Raw genomic sequence first — 17131 nt, forward strand, 5'->3', positions numbered from 1 at the left:
CCTTTAAAAACTGCATCCGCGATAGGAATATTTTTCAATCACATTGAGTACGATATCAGCGACATTCACAGCATCGTCCATTGACATTTTCTGATGGCAGGGGATGGAGAGTTCGCTTTTGTAAAAAAGTTCGGTAGTGGGAAGTCTGATCTCTCCAAACCGCTCTTTATAAAAACTGTTTTGATAAATCGGTTTATAGTGAACCTGTACCCCTAATCCACGCGTTTGTAACTCCGTAAATATTTCCTCTTTGACACAGTGAAGTTCAGGGTTTAGCAGTAGTGGATAGAGGTGGCGTGCACTTTGTTCGTTATCAGGGATTGTAATTGTTGTGAAAAGGGGATGCTTTTCGAATCGTTCATCGTAATAGCGAGCGATATGCTCCCGTACGTTTATGAAGCGATCGAGTTTCTGAAGTTGTGATAGCCCCAATGCTGCGGCGAACTCGGTTAGGCGGAAGTTATGCCCAAGACTGACCATATCGGAGTTCCATAACTGCTTTTTGATAATACCGTGAGAACGAAAGAGTTTTAGTCGCGACGCAAACGTTTCGTCATTTGTAACGACTGCCCCACCTTCACCGGTAGTGATCGGTTTGATCGCATGAAAACTAAAAATGGTCATATCGGCAAACGAACCGATTTTTTGGTGGTTGATGTCGCTTCCCAGCGCATGTGAAGCATCTTCAATGACAAGAAGTCCGTGTTTTTTTGCAATACTTTTAATCGACTCTACCGCAACCGGTTTACCGGCAAAATCAACAGGAACGATAGCACGGGTTTGTGGAGTAATGAGCGATTCGATGAGGGTCTCATCGATATTTCCATCCATTTTTACATCACAAAAGATTGGTTTTGCCGCCAATGCAACGGCCATATTGGAGGTAGCGACGAAACTGATCGGGGTGGTGATGATTTCATTGTTTTCTTTGAGATCCGCGACAGCATACGCGCCTAATAAAGCGGACGTTGCCGAATTAAAAGTGATACAGTATCGAGCTCCTACATAATGGGCTATTGCTTCCTCAAACTCCTCGACTTTGGCACCCTGTGTCAAATGAGAACCTTTTAGAATTTCAACAACGGCGGTAATATCATCCTCTTCGATAAATTGAGTCGAGTAGGGGATCATTTCTCTTCGCTTTGAGTGAGAGCAATTTTTTCCAGTAATGCTTCGGGAGTCAGCCAATCGAGATTGGTTTCGGAACTGTATTTGAATCCATACTCCACAAGTTTTCCAATCTCTTCACAATTATTTTTGGAAAAATCAGCATTTTCGGTAAATTGGATAGAGGGTTTAATGACGTAATGGTCGTGAAATTCGAGGGTGAGATGGGAATCATCCCGTGGACACATCACTTCATGCATTTTTTCTCCCGGACGAATCCCCACATTTTTATGAGGCAGATGCGGAGCAATTGCTTTGGCGACATCCACTACTTTCATGGAGGGGATTTTTGGGATAAAAATTTCTCCCCCATGCATACGCTCGAAATTTTTGAGGACAAAATCGACCCCTTCTTGGAGGGTAATCCAAAACCTTGTCATCCGATCATCGGTGATCGGGAGTTCAGTCGCACCTTGCTCAATCAGTTTCTGGAAAAATGGGACGACAGACCCGCGAGAGCCTAAAACATTACCGTAACGGACGACCGCAAAACGGATGTCTTTGCCTCCACGGATGTTATTGGCTGCGACAAAGAGCTTATCGGATGCGAGTTTTGTAGCTCCATAGAGATTGATCGGGCTTGCGGCTTTATCGGTGGAGAGGGCTATTACTTTGCTGACACCGCAATGCAACGACGCTTCAATGACATTTTGAGCGCCATTGATATTGGTTTTGATACATTCCATAGGGTTATATTCGGCGATAGGTACATGTTTAAGTGCAGCGGCATGGACGACATAATCAACTCCATTCATAGCACTTTCTAGCCGTGAGAGGTCGCGAACATCCCCAATAAAATAGCGCATACAAGGATCGTTAAAGCGTTGCGCCATTTCATATTGTTTCAGTTCGTCACGGGAATAAATTATGATTTTATTGGGGGAATAGTGTTTTAAAATTGTTTTGACGAATTGTTTGCCGAAACTACCGGTTCCACCGGTGATGAGGATATTTTTCCCATTAAGCATTGCATGTCCTATCAACCTAGATGATAGAACTAAGCAAAATTAATACCAGTTTTAACTATTGGTACCGTTGATTGCCATATTGATTTGTGTTTTTAGCGATGCAAATTGATTGGTTAATTTAGTCATGATGGTGTCGTATTGAACAAATCGCGCGGTCATTGCTTCATATCGTGCATCTAATAGCGCTTGTGAACGTGTTCTATTAGTATTGAGTGCTTTGAGCTCAGTAGCTGACCCGGTTGTTAGTGTGCTAATAATACCGTTCGAATCTGTATATCGTGCTATTAAATTATTCATACTTGTGAAAACGCCATCCGTGGTGTTCGTGTTATTATAGCTATCGACTGTAGTGGTACCGGCGAAAAAAGCTTCTGATGCAGATGAGTCTGCTTTGAATTTTGTCAGAAAAGTACTGGAGTTAAAACTCATGGTTCCCGTTTCACTCAGATCGATTCCAAATTGCGGGAGAGATAACCCACTGCTGCTGACAGAGGTAACAACCCGATTGATTTCACGGGTAATAGTGTTAATGGAATTATCCCCGTTAAAGATACCAACGGTTCCGGCTTCTACATCGGTAGTTGTCATGCTGGTTAACTGCGATGTCAATGTATTGTAACTGGAAACAAATGAGCTCAATGCATCACTGATCGCTTGCGTATCCTGATCGATAGAAATATTGGCACTCCCGCTGTCTTCGAGCAGGTTGAGTGTCATACCCGGGACAATATCGGTAATAGTATTGCTACTTCTTGTCATACTGATACCATTATATTTAAACGTTGCATCGCGTGCAGCTTGTATCTCTTGCATTCCTGTTGGATTGGTTGTTACATCGTAGGCGAGCAATTTTGTATCGAGCGCTCCACCTACGGAGTCAGTAAGGCTGATGGTTTGATCTGCTCCTGTTTTTACCGATGTCAGAACGAGACGATAATCATTGGCACCCACTTGCAATGTGGATGCTTTTACACTCCCTCCGGCAACACTGTTTATAGAATCTTTGAGAGAATCCAAGGTGGTTGAAGCAGTATAATTGATTGAATAAGATACCCCTCCCGCAGAAAGGGCCATAGTTCCTGTTCCTGTCGCAATAGCGTTGCTTCCAGAACTAAATTGCCCTGACTCTTTGACATTGTTTAAAGCCATTAGAGTATTAGAAACCGAAAATGATTGTACCGCTACCCCTGAGTTAGCCGTAACACTCACCGATGAAGTATTCCCGCTTACACTGCGCTCTTGATAAAGTGCGGTGTCTCCTAAACTGCTGGCACTCGATTTAAACGTTGTTAAGAGGCTACTTAAGAGGCTTAGGGCACTGTCTTTTTGTTTTTGCAAAGTAATTTTATTGTCGATTGGAGTGATGATTGCTTTTGTATCGGCAGCTTTAAGCTGATCAATAACTGTAGCTGTAAGTACACCAGACCCCGCTCCCAATGAGCTAACTGACATAGTAAATCCTTTTACTTCTATTAGGTACACACAATATCGACTGAAATTGTTAAAGTTTTAGTGGTTCATAGTAAAAAGCAAAAAAGATACCATCTTGCATTTAAGTCCGCAGTTTGGTATAATTCCGCCTCTCTCCTCTAGACCTGTGCAAGAGTGCATGCAGACATCGTGTCAGGGTAGGAATACAGCAGCACACCTATATGTGCTTTGTGCCGCAGGTATCTGGGGGGGAGTCCTTTTTTTACCCCTTTTTCTCACACTTTCATCACATTCTATTTTAAATTGACTACTTAAAGAATAAATTTAGCGTACATTACCCTATAATAATCTCAATATAGTCACAAACTTTTATTTTTGGAGAAGCGTATGAGATCTGAATTAATGGAACAAATTGAGCATGTCCCGATGCTGCCCGAAACGGTTAAAAAGGTGGAAGCCGTTTTTAATGATCCTGAGGGCGGGGTGGATGATATGGCAAATGCGATTAAAAATGATCCGATCATCACTGCGTATATTTTGAAAACAGCTAACTCGCCGATGTACGGGCTAAGTCGAACGGTGACGGATGTTGCACATGCGATTTCTCTTTTGGGAAAAGAAGCGGTGCGTACATTTACGATTGCGTCTGCGGCAAATTCATGTATGGATATTGATCTCTCTCCGTACGGAATGACCAAAGAGACCTATTTGGCACGTTCACAACTGCAAAATGCGTTGGTGAGCCGATGGGTATCTAAAGTAGATCGCTCCATGTTAGGACATCTCTCCTTGGCCTCTTTTTTATTAGAATTGGGCAAAGTGGTCATAAGCCGTTATTTGATCGAGTCAAAACAAAGTGCACTGTTGAGTGATAATTTACAACAGGGTACATCCATAAAAAAATCTGAAATTGCCGCCTGCGGAAGCAAATCGGAAGATGTGACGGCGACATTGTTTTTCCGCTGGAATTTTGATCCTGATTTGGTTCATTTGATCCGTTTCGCGAATGAGCCTGAAGATGCATCAGACCCTGAAACTCAGGAGATGGCAAAATTCCTTAAAGTAGCGAAAGAAGCGATCAGTTTGGAAGGAACGATCACAGACGCGACACTTAAAAACGCCCGTGAATTGATCGAAGAGTATGGAATGAATCAGAACCTCTTTGATGAAGCGGTGGATAAAATCCGCAGTGCCGCTTAAAAATCAATCTTCTCTATAACTTCCCGCTTTGCAGCCAGTTGGGCTGCTGGGCGGATTATCCCGTAAATAACATAAGTCTTCATGTGCTTGTTTCAATACCTTGCTTTCTCGTAATAAGGGCAACATCTTTTCATCTTTTTCACTGAGCGATAGGGATTGATTGTACAGCAGTACTTTAACTTCGGCATCGACGGCAGCAAGAGCCGCTTCTATATGAGTGAGGGAAACCATACTATTCTCTTTTTAAACCATTATAACAATGAGGTTCTAAAATAAACTTGGCTGAAATGATCTAAGTTGAAATATTTTTGGTTATATTTTAAATTTTAAGTGTTAAATAATATTTATTTTTCACTCTTTGTGATAAAATAACTCCTTATGAATTACATCTCTTTTTATTTAGGAATAGTTCTATGAGCAGTTATCTGTCTGGTTTTTCTGTCTCTTCGGTTGGTGCATCGGGTAATGCCAATCTAAACGCGCTTCTTAGTGGCACAAAATGGGGAGGAAGTATTGGAAATGGCGTTTCTTTGACATTTAGCTTTCCATGGACAACCAATACGACGGCACTATGGGATTATGGGTATTCAGAACCTACCGCAACAACCCATTATGGTTTCAATGCAACTCAGCAGACAGCGGCAATCGCCGCACTTAAAATCTGGGCGAATGTTGCGAACATTCAGTTTACGCAAATCGCTGAAACTGGGACAGAAGTTGGTGATATTCGATTTGGTTTTTCATCGGAAGTAGCAGCCTCTCCCGGTACGTGGGGGTGGTGCTACTATCCTAATGCTTATTGGGCTGATGGAGGTGATGTGTGGATCTCTACAAATTTATCAGGCACCAATATGGATTTTTCTGTGCAGGGATATGGTTTTTCTGCATTAATACATGAGCTAGGGCACGGTTTAGGATTAAAACATCCTGGCAATTATAGTGGATCAGAGACAGGTCCTTTTTTACCGAGTGCATTAGATAATAATCTATATTCTATTATGTCGTATAACGAGCCAACTAACAACTGGTGGTATGACACACAAACTTCTTCTTGGGTTAAACCATTTGCTAGTACACCTATGATATATGACATCGCAGCGATTCAGTATATGTACGGAGCCAATACTACCTACCATGTAACGGATGATATATATACCTTTGATACCTATGCGCCATTTTTAACAACTATTTGGGATGCCGGCGGCACGGATACCATTTCAGTCTTTAATTCCACCCGTGGATCACTGATTAACCTCAATGAGGGGAGTTTATCAAGTATCCAAACCACTCGTTTTTATAGTCAAAACGGTATTAGTAGTACGGTTGACGGATCCTATAATCTTGGTATCGCGTATGGAGCAATTATTGAAAATGCTACTGGAGGTTCTGGCGCGGACATTCTTATCGGTAACAATGTCAATAATACGTTGACTGGTAATGAAGGCAATGATACCCTTGATGGCGGAGACGGTAATGATACCCTCTACGGTGGTGCAGGTAATGATACTATGGATGGCGGTTTGGGAAATGATAACCTCTCTTACGCCGGTACAACTTCAGGAATCACTATAAATCTTGCCCTAACCACGGCTCAAGCTACCGGAGGGGCAGGAACGGACACGATTATAAACTTTGAAAATATTATCGGCTCAAGCTACAATGACACGCTTACGGGGAATAATGGAAATAATATGCTCAACGGCGGAATAGGCAACGATACTTTAAACGGCGGAGACGGTAACGATATTATTGACGGTGGATTGGGTAATGATACCCTTAACGGAGGGACAGGAATTGATACTGTATCATTTGCATCAGCTACAACCGGTGTATCAGTTAATCTTTGGCTAAGCTCTGCACAAAATACCGTCGGAGCCGGAACCGATACCATTGTCGGTATTGAAAACCTTGATGGCTCCAATTATAATGATACCCTTCGGGACAATGGAGGAGCCAATGTTGTCAAAGGGCTCAATGGCGATGATATTCTCCTTGCCGGAAGCGGTGTAGTCAACGACAGTTACGATGGTGGAAGCGGAATGGATAAGCTCTCCTATCTCTATTCAACAGCCGGTGTCACTGTTGATCTTTCTACAACATCTGCTCAAAACACTGTCGGTGCCGGAACCGATACCATTGTCGGGATTGAAAACCTTGATGGTTCAAACTATAACGACACACTCCGGGACGATAGTTCTTCCAATATTATTCGCAGTCTAGGCGGCAATGACACACTCCTAGCCGGCAGTGGTGTAGTCAACGACAGTTACGATGCTGGAGGTGGAATCGATACACTCTCTTATATTTATTCGACAGCCAGTGTAACCGTCAACCTCTACCTAAGCTCTGCCCAAAATACCGTCGGAGCCGGAACCGATACCATTGTCAGTATTGAAAACCTTGACGGTTCTAATTACAATGACACCCTTCGGGACAATGGCTTTAGTAATGTAATAAACGGATTGAATGGCAATGACTACCTCTTAGCAGGTGGCGGAGCGGTTAATGACTTCTACGATGGAGGAAGTGGAGCAGATAGACTCTCGTACTATTACAATACTTCAGGTGTCACTGTTGATCTTTCTACAACATCCGCCCAAAACACTGTCGGTGCCGGAACCGATACCATTGTCGGGATTGAAAACCTTGATGGTTCAAACCATAACGACACGCTGTTGGGCAATAGCGGATCCAACTCAATTCGAGGACTCAACGGTAACGATACTATCAACGGCGGTTTAGGCAATGATACGTTCATTGGTGGCTCAGGGCAAGATATTTTTATCTTTACCACGACCTTAAATGCAACTACCAATAAAGACACCATCACCGACTTCTCAGCAGTTGATGATACGATCCAATTGGAAAATGCAATCTTCACTGCGTTAACCTCTACAGGTACACTCTCGGCAAGCAACTTTGTCGCTAGTGCTTCAGGTGCCGCTGTTGATGCCAATGATTACATCCTATACAATACCTCTACCGGTGCCTTGTACTATGATGCTGATGGAATCGGAAGCATTGCTGCCCTTCAATTCGCTATACTAGGTACACTCTCACACTCTTCTATCAGCAATGCCGATTTTATGGTTTCGTGATTAAGGATATGCCTACGCAAAGAAGGGAAATGTAAATTGTGATAATAACTTTCTTAAAACAACGAAGGCTGCAGCGCTTTTAATTTAAATGTTTTACGATGGATTTCACAATACCCATATTGACGAATTGCTTCGATATGGGCTGCACTGCCGTACCCTTTGTGTCCTTCAAATCCAAATTGAGGGTAGAGGGTGCTTAATTTCACCATTTCACGGTCACGTGTTACTTTGGCCAAAATCGATGCGGCGCTGACTTCGGGAATAGTGGCATCGGCTTTTACCATCGTCCGAATCCCGCTTACCCCGAATTTTGAATTTCCATCGTACAGATAATCGGCTTTCCCGATTGTTGCCATAATTTCACGCAGTCCTGCTGCCAAACATGCCGATAGCCCCAGTTCATCAATCTGTTCCGCAGTGAACCTTGCAATATGATAGGTAGAGTTTTCACAAATAAGATCATAGAGGGCTTCCCTTTTTCTCTCAGTGAGCTTTTTAGAGTCATTCAGACCGGCTATCGGTTGATGTAAAATAACTCCGGCGATGGTAAGCGGTCCAGCCAGAGGTCCGCGTCCTGCTTCATCGATTCCGCAAAGATTCATAATCCGTCCATCGTTAAAATTATTGATATTGTAGCGAAAGCGTTCATACTAAATAGGGTATCATTCTCAAAAAAAGGATTTTACAAGGATGAGATCAGTATTTTTAGCGCTGTGTTTGGCATCAGTTACGGCATCAGCCGCCACCATTTTGGGTTTTGGTGCAGAGGTTGATTATTATAACCCTACCGCAAGTGGAGATTTTAACTATAAAACAACCCAGACTCATTTTGGAAGCGATGAAGAATCAGGGTATCAAGTGGGAATTTATTTTGAACATCCTGCCCCGTTGATTCCAAATTTACGGGTTGATCTAACCCCTGAAATCTCATTTAGCGGTTTGGATGGTGCTACGGTTAGTAAAGTGTCGCTGGATCAAGTTGATATTACGCCATATTATGAACTTGTGGATAATGTAATCGATCTGGATATCGGTATGACATTTAAAGTTCTGGAGGGGAAAATTGAAGGAACCGACAATCAATCCTTCAAAGAGGTGATCCCGATGGGTTACTTGGGTGTGGGTATCACCCCTCCACTCTCTCCTCTTTCATTGGAAGGGAGTATGAAATATATGGAATACAATGGGGATTCATTGACCGATGCGCGGATTAAAGCCAGTTGGAAGATTGCGCAAGGATTTGCTGCTCAAGCTGGGTATCGCTATGAATCTCTTCAAATCAGCGATCATTTTAATATAAATGCCGATACAACCTTTCAAGGACCGTTCGTCGGTTTGAATTATCGTTTCTAAGTATCTTCTCCCAATGCCCATCGCTCAAACGGGATCATCTCAATGCGTGAGACCGGATGAGAGAGGGTACTCTCTAGATTCATCGTCACGACGATCACTTCACGAACGCGGTTCGAGACGATAAATCCCTCCAATGATTCTACCTTCTTAAAGAGTGCATGCTCATTTGCAAACGGCGAGGCTATAATGATTTGCCCCCGCTGCGGAAGGTAAAAATCGATCCCTTCATCGTAATAACACTCAAGATGGTGTTTATCAAGTTCTGAGAAAACGAGATTCTCAAAAATACGTCCGAAATGTTTTTGTATGACGAGGGCATGTTTGATGGCGATATCGCACAAGTAGAGTTTTTTAACGGCACTGGGATGGTTGAATTTACCCAGTGATTTTAGGTAGCCGCGATCAAAGAGTGATTGCAGGTGGATATAGAGTTTGTCCTTGGAAATTTTACGCTCACCCTTGAGTCGTTCGTACAGGTTAAATGCAGATACTTTTTGCGTTACCATTTTGGAAGCTTGTGAAAGAATAGAGAACTCGATTGGTTCCAATGCACGGTTTAAAATACTTTGGAGGTAAAGAACTCGATCTTCACTTGCTATTTTGTGCATTGCCGGAAATCCACCCAGCTGAAAAAAATGGTTGAGTGCTGTACCGTCGAATTTGGTTTCAAACGCCAAAAACTCTTCATAATCGAGCAATCCAAGGTTAATAATACGATAAGGAAATTCGAGCGGCTCTTCGCATGAGAGGATAATTTGATCGATCTCAAAAAGGTCTATGGCATCATAGTAGTTGTCCAGCGCGAGGATAGAAATCTTATTCTCTCGACAAAATACTTTTAAGGAGGCATTTAGCTCTTTGACATCGAGACGGCAGTCCCGGCAGTCAAGATATAGGTAGATTGATTTCTTATGCGTGAGGAGATAGCTTTTAATGAGAGCGGTTTTGCCGGATTGTGCTATACCGCATATAAGGGTATTTTCTTCATGAATCGATTGCTTGCGTTCAATAAATCCACTATTGTGCAAATCATAGCGATAGTACTCGTCTAATAAGGTATTCATACCTGAAATGATACCCTAAAAAATATAGCTTCCTTGTTATAAGGAAGTAAATTTAACGCTTGATATGTTTTTTACCCCTAAAATCCTTGACCCTGAGCGGATATGTCAGTATAATTTCGCCGCCTTATATAGTCAGACAAGATCTGACGAGTTCTTTTATCTAAGGAAAACATTATGGAAAAAATTCGTTTAAAACTTAGAGCCTACGATCATCGTGTACTTGATCGTTCAGTTGCCTCTATCGTTGAAGCTGTAAAGCGAACGGGTGCGGAAATTCGCGGCCCAATCCCTTTGCCAACCAAGATTCGTAAATATACGGTTCTTAAATCTCCGCACGTCAATAAAGACTCTCGTGAGCAATTTGAGATTCGTATGCACGCACGTTTGATCGACATCGTGTCGGCTACGCCAGATACAGTTGATTCGTTGATGAAGCTTGACTTGGCTCCGGAAGTGGACGTAGAAGTTCGCTCTATGGACAAGTAAGGAGTAGGGTGTGGAATACATTGTAGAAAAAATCGGCATGAGCCGAACTATCAGCGTTCCGAGCAAAGTAGTAACTCTTTTAAAAGTAAAAGAGATGAAAGTTTGTGAAGTGAATGATGGCGTTGCACTTGTTGCATACAGCCAAGGCAAATCGATGAACAAACCGGTTGAAGGTCAACAAAAGAAATATAATCTTTCTGCTGAATTCAACAAATTCGCTACATTGGAAGTTGCAAACACCGAAGCCGGTGATTTGGATATGGCTCCTTTGGCAGACGCTAAAACGGTTAAATCGTCTTTCAACACTAAAGGTCGCGGTTTTACCGGCGTTATGAAACGTTGGAATTTTGCCGGCGGACCTGGCGCACACGGTCACCGTTTTCACCGTACTGGTGGATCTATCGGTAACCGCGAATGGCCTGGTAAAGTCCAAAAAGGGCGTAAAATGTCAGGTCACTACGGTAACGAGCAAGTTACTGTTAAAAATGAAGTAATGTCATACGACGCAGAAAACGGTGTGTTGGTTGTTGTGGGTTCAATCCCAGGCGCTAACGGTGCACTAGGTCGAGTAAAGGTTGTTAAATAATGAGCGCGATTGTACTGAACGAAAAATTCGAAAAAGCCTCTGAATTGGCATTGCCTGAGAGCTTCAGCGGTATCAATACCCACAACCTATACTTGTACGTTAAATCGTATCAAGCAAGTATCCGTTCTAATACAGCGTCTGTAAAAACTCGCTCGACTATTAACGGTGGTGGTAAAAAACCATGGGCTCAAAAAGGTAAAGGTGGCGCACGTGCCGGTTCACGTCGTTCACCAATCTTTGTTGGCGGTGCGATTGCACATGGTCCAAACACAGGTCGTAACTACGATCAAAAAATCAATAAAAAGCAAAAGAAACTTGCACTTAAATGTGCATTGGATGCTTTGGCTACAGCTGGAAAATTGTTCATCGTTGATTCGATTGAAGTTCCAACTGGTAAAACAAAAGACGCATTGGCGTTGTTCAATGCATTGAATGTTCGTGATGCGTTGTTGGTGAAAAAGATTCTCGATGAGAATACCTATCTTGCATTCCGTAACATTGCTTCTACATACGTTGTAGAAGAGAATGAACTCAACGCCTTTTTGGCTGCGACATACCGTTCGGTGGTTATCGAAAAAGCGGTATGGGAAAATCTGACTAAAGAGAGCTAAGATGGCAGATATTACTGATATCAAATCAATCCTGTATACAGAGAAGACCCTTGGTCTTCAAGAAGAGGGTGTTATCGTTGTTCAAACGTCTCCACGTATGACAAAGAACGCTCTTAAAGAGGTGTTTAGAGAGTATTTCGGAATCGTTCCGGCTCGCGTAAACTCATTAAACCAAAGCGGAAAAGTTAAACGTTTCCGTGGTCTTGCTGGCAAACAAAATGACTTTAAAAAGTTCTATGTGAAATTGCCAGAAGGCGCACAAATCGATAGTTTGGCGGTGTAATATGGCGATCAAAACGTATAAACCAACCACCCCGAGCCGACGTTTTTATACTAACGTTGACAACTCGGACATCACGGCAAAAGCGTCTGTTCGTTCTTTGTTGATTAAACTTCCGGCAGCTGCTGGACGTAACAACAATGGTCGTATCACATCACGTCATAAAGAAGCGGGAGCTAAAAAGCTTTACCGTATCATCGATTTCAAACGTAACAAATTCGGTGTTGCCGGAACTGTTGCAGCGATTGAATACGATCCATATCGTAACTGTCGTATCGCATTGATTAACTACGTTGACGGTGACAAACGTTATATCCTTCAACCAAAAGGTATGGTTGTCGGTGACAGCGTTATGGCTGCTGAGAGCGGATTGGATATCAAAGCGGGTAACGCTATGAAATTGATGAATATCCCAGTGGGAACCACTGTTCATAACCTTGAGCTTAAACCGGGTAAAGGCGGACAAATCGTCCGTTCAGCTGGAACATCTGCTCAAATCATGGGTCGTGAAGGTAAGTATGTATCCGTACGTCTTCCATCAAGCGAAATGCGTTATGTTCTTGGTGAATGTATGGCGACTGTCGGTACTGTTGGTAACGAAGAGTATATCAACATCGTTCTCGGTAAAGCGGGTCGTACACGTCATATGGGTATCCGTCCTCAAACGCGTGGTTCTGCGATGAACCCTATCGATCACCCGCATGGTGGTGGTGAAGGTAAAACGAATTCAGGACGTCACCCGGTTACTCCATGGGGTAAACCGACTAAAGGTGCTAAAACACGTAAGAAGAAAGCAAGTGATAAACTTATTATTACTCGCCGTAAATCCAATCCGAAGAGGTAGATAATGGCTAGATCAGTAAAAAAAGGACCATTTGTTGATGGACACCTTATGAAAAAAGTGATTGCTGCCAAAGAGACGAAAAGCAACAAACCTATCAAAACTTGGTCACGCCGTAGTGTGATTTTGCCAGATATGATCGGTTTGACGTTTACCGTCCATAATGGCCGTCAGTTTGTACCGGTTTTCGTAACGGAAAACCACATTGGTTACAAACTTGGTGAATTTGCACCAACACGTACGTTTAAGGGCCATAAAGGTTCTGTACAAAAGAAAATCGGGAAATAAGGAAGAGATATGGCAAGAGCACTATTAAAATTCGTTCGCGTATCTCCGACTAAATCTCGTTTGATCGCTCGCGAAGTTCAAGGAATGAATGCAGAGCAAGCAATGGCTGCATTGGAGTTTACTCCAAACAAAGCGGCTAAAATCATCGCTAAAGTGGTTGCGTCAGCAGTAGCTAATAGCGGTATCGATGCGCAGGATTGTATTGTTAAATCATGCCGCGTTGATAACGGTCCGGTACTTAAACGTTTCACTCAACGTGCACGTGGTACCGCTTCTGGAATCCGTAAGCCAACAGCACACATTTTGGTAGAAGTAGAGGGTAAATAATTATGGGTCATAAAGTTAATCCTATCGGACTTCGTCTTGGTATTAACCGCAACTGGGAATCTCGTTGGTTCCCTAACTTTAAAACAGCTGCGGTTTCACTTGGTGAAGATCATAAAATCCGTACCTATTTGAAAAAAGAACTCTACTACGCGGGTGTGAGCAACATCGTGATCGAGCGTACTGCGAAACGTCTTCGCGTTACGATCATCGCGGCTCGTCCTGGTATCATCATCGGTAAGAAAGGTTCTGACATTGAAAAAATCAAAGAATCTCTTCAAACCCTTATCGGTAAACCGGTAGCCGTTAACATCAAAGAAGAGAAAAAAGCACAAGCGTCTGCACAACTCGTTGCAGAAAACGTTGCGACTCAACTTGAAAAACGTGTTGCTTTCCGCCGTGCGATGAAAAAAGTTATGCAAAATGCACAACGTGCAGGGGCTAAAGGTATTAAAGTTTCAGTAGCAGGTCGTCTTGGCGGTGCTGAGATCGCTCGTACTGAATGGTACCTTGAAGGTCGCGTACCGTTGCATACGCTTCGTGCAAAAATCGATTACGGTTTTGCTGAAGCGCACACTACTTACGGTGTTATCGGTATTAAAGTTTGGGTATTCAAAGGTGAAGTTCTCACTAAAGGTATCCAACCAGAAGCAAAAGAATCTAAAGAAGAGCGTGGCGAAGATCAACAACGTCGTCCACGACGAAAGGCTAACTAATCATGTTGATGCCTAAACGTACGAAATATCGTAAAATGATGAAAGGGCGTAACCGTGGTTACGCTACTAATGCCAACAAACTTGATTTCGGTTCTATCGGATTCAAAGCAACGGAAGCGGGACGTATTAACTCCCGTCAAATCGAAGCGGCTCGTATTGCAGCAAACCGTCATATCAAACGTCAAGGTAAAATCTGGATCCGCGTGTTCCCGGCTAAACCATTGACTGCCAAACCACTTGAAGTGCGTATGGGTAAAGGTAAAGGTTCTGTTGACCAATGGGTAATGAACATCAAACCAGGCCGTATCATTTTTGAAATGGGTGGTGTTGAAGAGACTCTTGCACGTGAAGCATTAGCGCTTGCGATGCAAAAACTTCCGTTCAAAACCAAAATTGTAACTGCGGAGATGAGCAATGAAATATACTGATTTGAACGACAAAACAGCTGCTGAACTTCAAGGTATGCTCAAAGAGAAAAAAATTGAGCTTTTCACTTTGAAAATTAAGCAAAAAATGATGCAATTGACTAACACGAGCGAACTTCGCACGGCGAAAAAAGACATTGCACGCATTAACACTGCTATGAACGCAGTGAAGTAAGGGCAGAGCTATGACACATAAACGTGAAATTCAAGGTATCGTAGTTACAAAAGCAGGCGAAAAAACAGCAACTATCGTTGTTGAGCGCCGTGTTATGCACCCACGTTACCACAAAACGGTAAAACGTTTCAAAAAATACATGATTCATGACGAAAACAACCAACTTAACATTGGTGATGAAGTGATCGCGATCGAGTGTCGTCCACTTTCTAAAAGTAAATCGTTCCGCCTTAAAACTCTGGTTAAAGGAGCGAACGTATGATTCAAAGTTTTACTCGTTTAGCAGTAGCCGATAACACAGGTGCGAAAGAGATCATGTGTATCAAGGTTCTTGGCGGTTCAAAACGTCGTTATGCGACAGTAGGTGATGTTATCATCGCTTCTGTTAAAAAAGCGGCTCCAACCGGTAAGATCAAAAAAGGTCAAGTAGTTACAGCAGTTGTTGTTCGTACGAAAAAAGAGGTTCACCGTGAAAACGGTTCACTTATCCGTTTCGACGAAAATGCAGCCGTAATCCTTGATAAAAAACGTGAGCCGATTGGTACACGTATTTTCGGACCTGTAAGCCGTGAAGTTCGTTACGCAGGTTTCATGAAAATCGTATCACTTGCTCCAGAGGTTGTATGATGGCAAAATTTAATTTCAAAAAAGGCGACATTGTTGAAGTGATCGCCGGTGATGACAAAGGTACTAAAGCAGAATTGCTTCAAGTTATGCCTAAGAAAAATAAAGTAATCGTTAAGGGTGTTCGCATTGCTAAAAAAGCGATCAAACCTAGCGAGCAAAATCCACAAGGCGGATTCTTGAGCAAAGAAATGCCTGTTGATGCATCAAATGTCCGTAAAGTTGAGGCGTAATCATGGCACGACTAAAAGATAAATATTTGGCTCTTAAGCCAGAGCTTCAAACAGCACTCGGAATTGCAAATGTAATGCAAGTTCCAGCTCTTGAAAAAGTGATCATCTCTGTCGGTTGTGGTTTTGCCATGAAAGACAACAAATTGATCCAAAGTATCCAAGATACAATCAGCAACATCGCTGGTCAACGCGCATCTGTAGTAGTTGCTCGTAAATCAGTTGCTGGTTTTAAAGTACGTGAAGGGATGCCGGTTGGTGTTAAAGTTACACTACGCGGTGCTCAAATGTACGATTTCATGGATAAATTGATCTCTGTATCACTTCCACGTGTTAAAGACTTCCGTGGTATTCCACGTAACGGTTTTGACGGTCGCGGTAACTACAACTTCGGTTTGACCGAGCAGTTGATTTTCCCGGAAGTTGATTACGATTCAATTATGCAAATCCACGGGATGAACATCACAGTGGTAACAAGCGCTACAGCAGACAAGGATGCGTTCAAGCTTCTTGAAATGATCGGTATGCCGTTTGCTAAAGGGAGAGAATAATGGCTAAAAAGTCAATGATCGCTAAACAACAACGAACTCCAAAGTTCGCTGTTCGCGCGTATACTCGTTGTCAGATTTGCGGTCGTCCGCACTCTGTTATCAGCGATTTCGGAATTTGTCGCGTTTGCTTCCGTAAAATGGCGAACGAAGGGTTAATCCCAGGCGTTAGAAAGTCTTCTTGGTAAAAACACGGAGAGGGTGCTTAGCTCCCTCGGCGTTTTACCTGGCAAGAAACTCCTAATGATTAGATAAGGAAAATAAATGATTAATGATTTGATCGCGGATTCGTTGACTCGTATTCGTAATGCTGCAATGCGCAGATTGGACGTAACAACTTTGGTTCACTCAAAAGTAGTGGAAGCAGTTGTTGCAATTTTGGCTGATAAAGGCTACATCGAAAGTTTTAATGTTGTTGAAGACGGCGTTAAAAAAACAATCAATGTAGTTTTAAAATACGACGAAAACGGTCGTACAGTTATTAGTGAAGTAAAACGTGTCTCTAAACCGGGACGTCGTGTTTACAAAGGCAAAGATGAGCTAAAACGTTTCAAAAACGGTTACGGTACCATCATCGTCAGCAGTTCAAAAGGGGTTCTTCCTAACGATAAAGCATTCGAGCTTGGCGTTGGCGGTGAAGTCCTTTGTACAATTTGGTAAGGAGATAAGATGTCACGTATTGGAAAACTTCCTATTTCTGTCCCAACTGATGTAAA

General features: G+C 42.7%; 25 protein-coding genes and 1 other RNA gene. 20 read left to right on the plus strand and 6 right to left on the minus strand.

From position 1 onward, the window contains the following. Positions 1–3 precede the first annotated feature (3 nt). The 3 genes from pseC to fliD are packed head-to-tail and all read right to left on the minus strand — an operon-like array spanning position 4 to position 3587. Positions 4–1131, minus strand: a complete 1128-nt coding sequence (gene pseC, locus PHI47_RS13375; RefSeq protein ID WP_299938432.1) for a UDP-4-amino-4,6-dideoxy-N-acetyl-beta-L-altrosamine transaminase — start codon at positions 1129–1131, stop codon at positions 4–6. Further along, positions 1128–2135 carry a UDP-N-acetylglucosamine 4,6-dehydratase (inverting) gene (gene pseB / locus PHI47_RS13380; RefSeq protein WP_299938435.1) on the minus strand — a complete coding sequence of 336 codons (1008 nt, stop codon included), beginning with the start codon at positions 2133–2135 and terminating at the stop codon, positions 1128–1130. Before pseB ends, pseC begins: the two co-directional genes overlap by 4 nt. A gap of 51 nt (positions 2136–2186) precedes the next feature. Further along, positions 2187–3587: a flagellar filament capping protein FliD gene (fliD, locus tag PHI47_RS13385; RefSeq protein ID WP_299938438.1), complete on the minus strand. Its 1401-nt coding sequence runs from the start codon at positions 3585–3587 to the stop codon at positions 2187–2189. 134 nt (positions 3588–3721) lie between these two features. On the opposite strand from fliD, the gene ffs reads away from it, so the two are divergent. Further along, an RNA gene (gene ffs, locus PHI47_RS13390) (signal recognition particle sRNA small type) lies at positions 3722–3819 on the plus strand. A 134-nt stretch (positions 3820–3953) separates the two neighbouring features. Next, positions 3954–4766 (plus strand): HDOD domain-containing protein, encoded by an 813-nt coding sequence (locus tag PHI47_RS13395; protein WP_299938440.1) that lies wholly within the window; start codon positions 3954–3956, stop codon positions 4764–4766. 3 nt (positions 4767–4769) lie between these two features. Here PHI47_RS13395 and PHI47_RS13400 read toward each other — a convergent pair whose 3' ends face one another. Beyond that, positions 4770–4997 carry a hypothetical protein gene (locus tag PHI47_RS13400; protein ID WP_299938443.1) on the minus strand — a complete coding sequence of 76 codons (228 nt, stop codon included), beginning with the start codon at positions 4995–4997 and terminating at the stop codon, positions 4770–4772. A 182-nt stretch (positions 4998–5179) separates the two neighbouring features. On the opposite strand from PHI47_RS13400, the gene PHI47_RS13405 reads away from it, so the two are divergent. Next, a complete protein-coding gene (locus tag PHI47_RS13405; RefSeq protein ID WP_299938446.1) occupies positions 5180–7864 on the plus strand; it encodes a M10 family metallopeptidase in 2685 nt (894 codons plus the stop codon). 53 nt (positions 7865–7917) lie between these two features. On the opposite strand, the gene PHI47_RS13410 is transcribed toward PHI47_RS13405, so the two are convergent. Next, positions 7918–8466, minus strand: a complete 549-nt coding sequence (locus tag PHI47_RS13410) for a ribonuclease HII (RefSeq protein WP_299938448.1) — start codon at positions 8464–8466, stop codon at positions 7918–7920. 88 nt (positions 8467–8554) lie between these two features. Between PHI47_RS13410 and PHI47_RS13415 the strand changes: the two genes are divergently transcribed. Then, complete coding sequence (locus PHI47_RS13415; protein WP_299938451.1) at positions 8555–9217, plus strand: TIGR04219 family outer membrane beta-barrel protein; 663 nt, start codon at positions 8555–8557, stop codon at positions 9215–9217. On the opposite strand, the gene PHI47_RS13420 is transcribed toward PHI47_RS13415, so the two are convergent. After that, entirely contained in the window at positions 9214–10281 is a 1068-nt protein-coding gene (locus PHI47_RS13420; RefSeq protein ID WP_299938454.1) for an ATP-binding protein, read from the minus strand. The genes PHI47_RS13415 and PHI47_RS13420 overlap by 4 nt on opposite strands. A gap of 174 nt (positions 10282–10455) precedes the next feature. Here PHI47_RS13420 and rpsJ point away from each other — a divergent pair, with 174 nt between their 5' ends. The 16 genes from rpsJ (at position 10456) to rpsH (ending at position 17075) form a co-directional block, all read left to right on the plus strand. Beyond that, complete coding sequence (gene rpsJ / locus PHI47_RS13425) at positions 10456–10767, plus strand: 30S ribosomal protein S10 (RefSeq protein WP_013459053.1); 312 nt, start codon at positions 10456–10458, stop codon at positions 10765–10767. Between the two features lie 10 nt (positions 10768–10777). After that, entirely contained in the window at positions 10778–11353 is a 576-nt protein-coding gene (rplC, locus tag PHI47_RS13430) for a 50S ribosomal protein L3 (RefSeq protein WP_299938456.1), read from the plus strand. Then, positions 11350–11964: a 50S ribosomal protein L4 gene (gene rplD / locus PHI47_RS13435; RefSeq protein ID WP_299938477.1), complete on the plus strand. Its 615-nt coding sequence runs from the start codon at positions 11350–11352 to the stop codon at positions 11962–11964. Before rplC ends, rplD begins: the two co-directional genes overlap by 4 nt. A 1-nt stretch (position 11965) precedes the next feature. Further along, on the plus strand, positions 11966–12247 hold the full coding sequence (locus tag PHI47_RS13440) for a 50S ribosomal protein L23 (RefSeq protein ID WP_015652595.1): 282 nt from the start codon (positions 11966–11968) through the stop codon (positions 12245–12247). A gap of 1 nt (position 12248) precedes the next feature. Further along, the gene (gene rplB, locus PHI47_RS13445; protein WP_299938467.1) at positions 12249–13088 is read left to right on the plus strand and encodes a 50S ribosomal protein L2; all 840 of its coding nucleotides are present in this window, start codon (positions 12249–12251) and stop codon (positions 13086–13088) included. A 3-nt stretch (positions 13089–13091) separates the two neighbouring features. Next, on the plus strand, positions 13092–13373 hold the full coding sequence (gene rpsS / locus PHI47_RS13450; protein ID WP_295062901.1) for a 30S ribosomal protein S19: 282 nt from the start codon (positions 13092–13094) through the stop codon (positions 13371–13373). Positions 13374–13382: 9 nt separating this feature from the next. Then, the gene (gene rplV, locus PHI47_RS13455; protein ID WP_295012830.1) at positions 13383–13700 is read left to right on the plus strand and encodes a 50S ribosomal protein L22; all 318 of its coding nucleotides are present in this window, start codon (positions 13383–13385) and stop codon (positions 13698–13700) included. A 2-nt stretch (positions 13701–13702) separates the two neighbouring features. Continuing rightward, complete coding sequence (rpsC, locus tag PHI47_RS13460; RefSeq protein WP_299938470.1) at positions 13703–14413, plus strand: 30S ribosomal protein S3; 711 nt, start codon at positions 13703–13705, stop codon at positions 14411–14413. Between the two features lie 2 nt (positions 14414–14415). Next, positions 14416–14841 (plus strand): 50S ribosomal protein L16, encoded by a 426-nt coding sequence (gene rplP, locus PHI47_RS13465; protein ID WP_015652600.1) that lies wholly within the window; start codon positions 14416–14418, stop codon positions 14839–14841. Continuing rightward, the gene (gene rpmC / locus PHI47_RS13470) at positions 14828–15013 is read left to right on the plus strand and encodes a 50S ribosomal protein L29 (RefSeq protein ID WP_015652601.1); all 186 of its coding nucleotides are present in this window, start codon (positions 14828–14830) and stop codon (positions 15011–15013) included. Before rplP ends, rpmC begins: the two co-directional genes overlap by 14 nt. 10 nt (positions 15014–15023) lie before the next feature. Next, positions 15024–15275 carry a 30S ribosomal protein S17 gene (rpsQ, locus tag PHI47_RS13475; RefSeq protein WP_299938473.1) on the plus strand — a complete coding sequence of 84 codons (252 nt, stop codon included), beginning with the start codon at positions 15024–15026 and terminating at the stop codon, positions 15273–15275. Next, the gene (gene rplN, locus PHI47_RS13480; RefSeq protein ID WP_299925500.1) at positions 15272–15640 is read left to right on the plus strand and encodes a 50S ribosomal protein L14; all 369 of its coding nucleotides are present in this window, start codon (positions 15272–15274) and stop codon (positions 15638–15640) included. Before rpsQ ends, rplN begins: the two co-directional genes overlap by 4 nt. Next, positions 15640–15870: a 50S ribosomal protein L24 gene (gene rplX, locus PHI47_RS13485; RefSeq protein WP_299925503.1), complete on the plus strand. Its 231-nt coding sequence runs from the start codon at positions 15640–15642 to the stop codon at positions 15868–15870. The genes rplN and rplX overlap by 1 nt, the downstream gene beginning before the upstream one ends. A 2-nt stretch (positions 15871–15872) precedes the next feature. Beyond that, positions 15873–16418, plus strand: coding sequence for a 50S ribosomal protein L5 (gene rplE, locus PHI47_RS13490; RefSeq protein ID WP_294897314.1), 546 nt, complete (start codon positions 15873–15875; stop codon positions 16416–16418). Then, positions 16418–16603: a type Z 30S ribosomal protein S14 gene (locus PHI47_RS13495; RefSeq protein WP_294897312.1), complete on the plus strand. Its 186-nt coding sequence runs from the start codon at positions 16418–16420 to the stop codon at positions 16601–16603. Before rplE ends, PHI47_RS13495 begins: the two co-directional genes overlap by 1 nt. 76 nt (positions 16604–16679) lie before the next feature. Next, a complete protein-coding gene (gene rpsH, locus PHI47_RS13500; protein ID WP_299938475.1) occupies positions 16680–17075 on the plus strand; it encodes a 30S ribosomal protein S8 in 396 nt (131 codons plus the stop codon). Positions 17076–17131 lie beyond the last annotated feature (56 nt).

Origin of the sequence: Sulfuricurvum sp. (assembly GCF_028713855.1) — a bacterium.
Taxonomy (GTDB): Bacteria; Campylobacterota; Campylobacteria; order Campylobacterales; family Sulfurimonadaceae; genus Sulfuricurvum.

What these genes read in the sequence shown, in the direction of transcription:
- fliD (WP_299938438.1), bottom strand. Translation starts at nt 3,587, where the DNA reads ATGTCAGTTAGCTCATTGGGAGCGGGGTCTGGTGTACTTACAGCTACA.
- PHI47_RS13410 (WP_299938448.1), bottom strand. Translation starts at nt 8,466, where the DNA reads ATGAATCTTTGCGGAATCGATGAAGCAGGACGCGGACCTCTGGCTGGA.
- PHI47_RS13415 (WP_299938451.1), top strand. Translation starts at nt 8,555, where the DNA reads ATGAGATCAGTATTTTTAGCGCTGTGTTTGGCATCAGTTACGGCATCA.
- PHI47_RS13420 (WP_299938454.1), bottom strand. Translation starts at nt 10,281, where the DNA reads ATGAATACCTTATTAGACGAGTACTATCGCTATGATTTGCACAATAGT.
- pseB (WP_299938435.1), bottom strand. Translation starts at nt 2,135, where the DNA reads ATGCTTAATGGGAAAAATATCCTCATCACCGGTGGAACCGGTAGTTTC.
- rplB (WP_299938467.1), top strand. Translation starts at nt 12,249, where the DNA reads ATGGCGATCAAAACGTATAAACCAACCACCCCGAGCCGACGTTTTTAT.
- rplN (WP_299925500.1), top strand. Translation starts at nt 15,272, where the DNA reads ATGATTCAAAGTTTTACTCGTTTAGCAGTAGCCGATAACACAGGTGCG.
- pseC (WP_299938432.1), bottom strand. Translation starts at nt 1,131, where the DNA reads ATGATCCCCTACTCGACTCAATTTATCGAAGAGGATGATATTACCGCC.
- rpsC (WP_299938470.1), top strand. Translation starts at nt 13,703, where the DNA reads ATGGGTCATAAAGTTAATCCTATCGGACTTCGTCTTGGTATTAACCGC.
- rpsJ (WP_013459053.1), top strand. Translation starts at nt 10,456, where the DNA reads ATGGAAAAAATTCGTTTAAAACTTAGAGCCTACGATCATCGTGTACTT.
- rpsS (WP_295062901.1), top strand. Translation starts at nt 13,092, where the DNA reads ATGGCTAGATCAGTAAAAAAAGGACCATTTGTTGATGGACACCTTATG.
- rplE (WP_294897314.1), top strand. Translation starts at nt 15,873, where the DNA reads ATGGCACGACTAAAAGATAAATATTTGGCTCTTAAGCCAGAGCTTCAA.
- rplV (WP_295012830.1), top strand. Translation starts at nt 13,383, where the DNA reads ATGGCAAGAGCACTATTAAAATTCGTTCGCGTATCTCCGACTAAATCT.
- rpsQ (WP_299938473.1), top strand. Translation starts at nt 15,024, where the DNA reads ATGACACATAAACGTGAAATTCAAGGTATCGTAGTTACAAAAGCAGGC.
- PHI47_RS13395 (WP_299938440.1), top strand. Translation starts at nt 3,954, where the DNA reads ATGAGATCTGAATTAATGGAACAAATTGAGCATGTCCCGATGCTGCCC.
- PHI47_RS13405 (WP_299938446.1), top strand. Translation starts at nt 5,180, where the DNA reads ATGAGCAGTTATCTGTCTGGTTTTTCTGTCTCTTCGGTTGGTGCATCG.
- rpsH (WP_299938475.1), top strand. Translation starts at nt 16,680, where the DNA reads ATGATTAATGATTTGATCGCGGATTCGTTGACTCGTATTCGTAATGCT.
- rpmC (WP_015652601.1), top strand. Translation starts at nt 14,828, where the DNA reads ATGAAATATACTGATTTGAACGACAAAACAGCTGCTGAACTTCAAGGT.
- PHI47_RS13400 (WP_299938443.1), bottom strand. Translation starts at nt 4,997, where the DNA reads ATGGTTTCCCTCACTCATATAGAAGCGGCTCTTGCTGCCGTCGATGCC.
- rplP (WP_015652600.1), top strand. Translation starts at nt 14,416, where the DNA reads ATGTTGATGCCTAAACGTACGAAATATCGTAAAATGATGAAAGGGCGT.
- rplX (WP_299925503.1), top strand. Translation starts at nt 15,640, where the DNA reads ATGGCAAAATTTAATTTCAAAAAAGGCGACATTGTTGAAGTGATCGCC.
- PHI47_RS13495 (WP_294897312.1), top strand. Translation starts at nt 16,418, where the DNA reads ATGGCTAAAAAGTCAATGATCGCTAAACAACAACGAACTCCAAAGTTC.
- PHI47_RS13440 (WP_015652595.1), top strand. Translation starts at nt 11,966, where the DNA reads ATGGCAGATATTACTGATATCAAATCAATCCTGTATACAGAGAAGACC.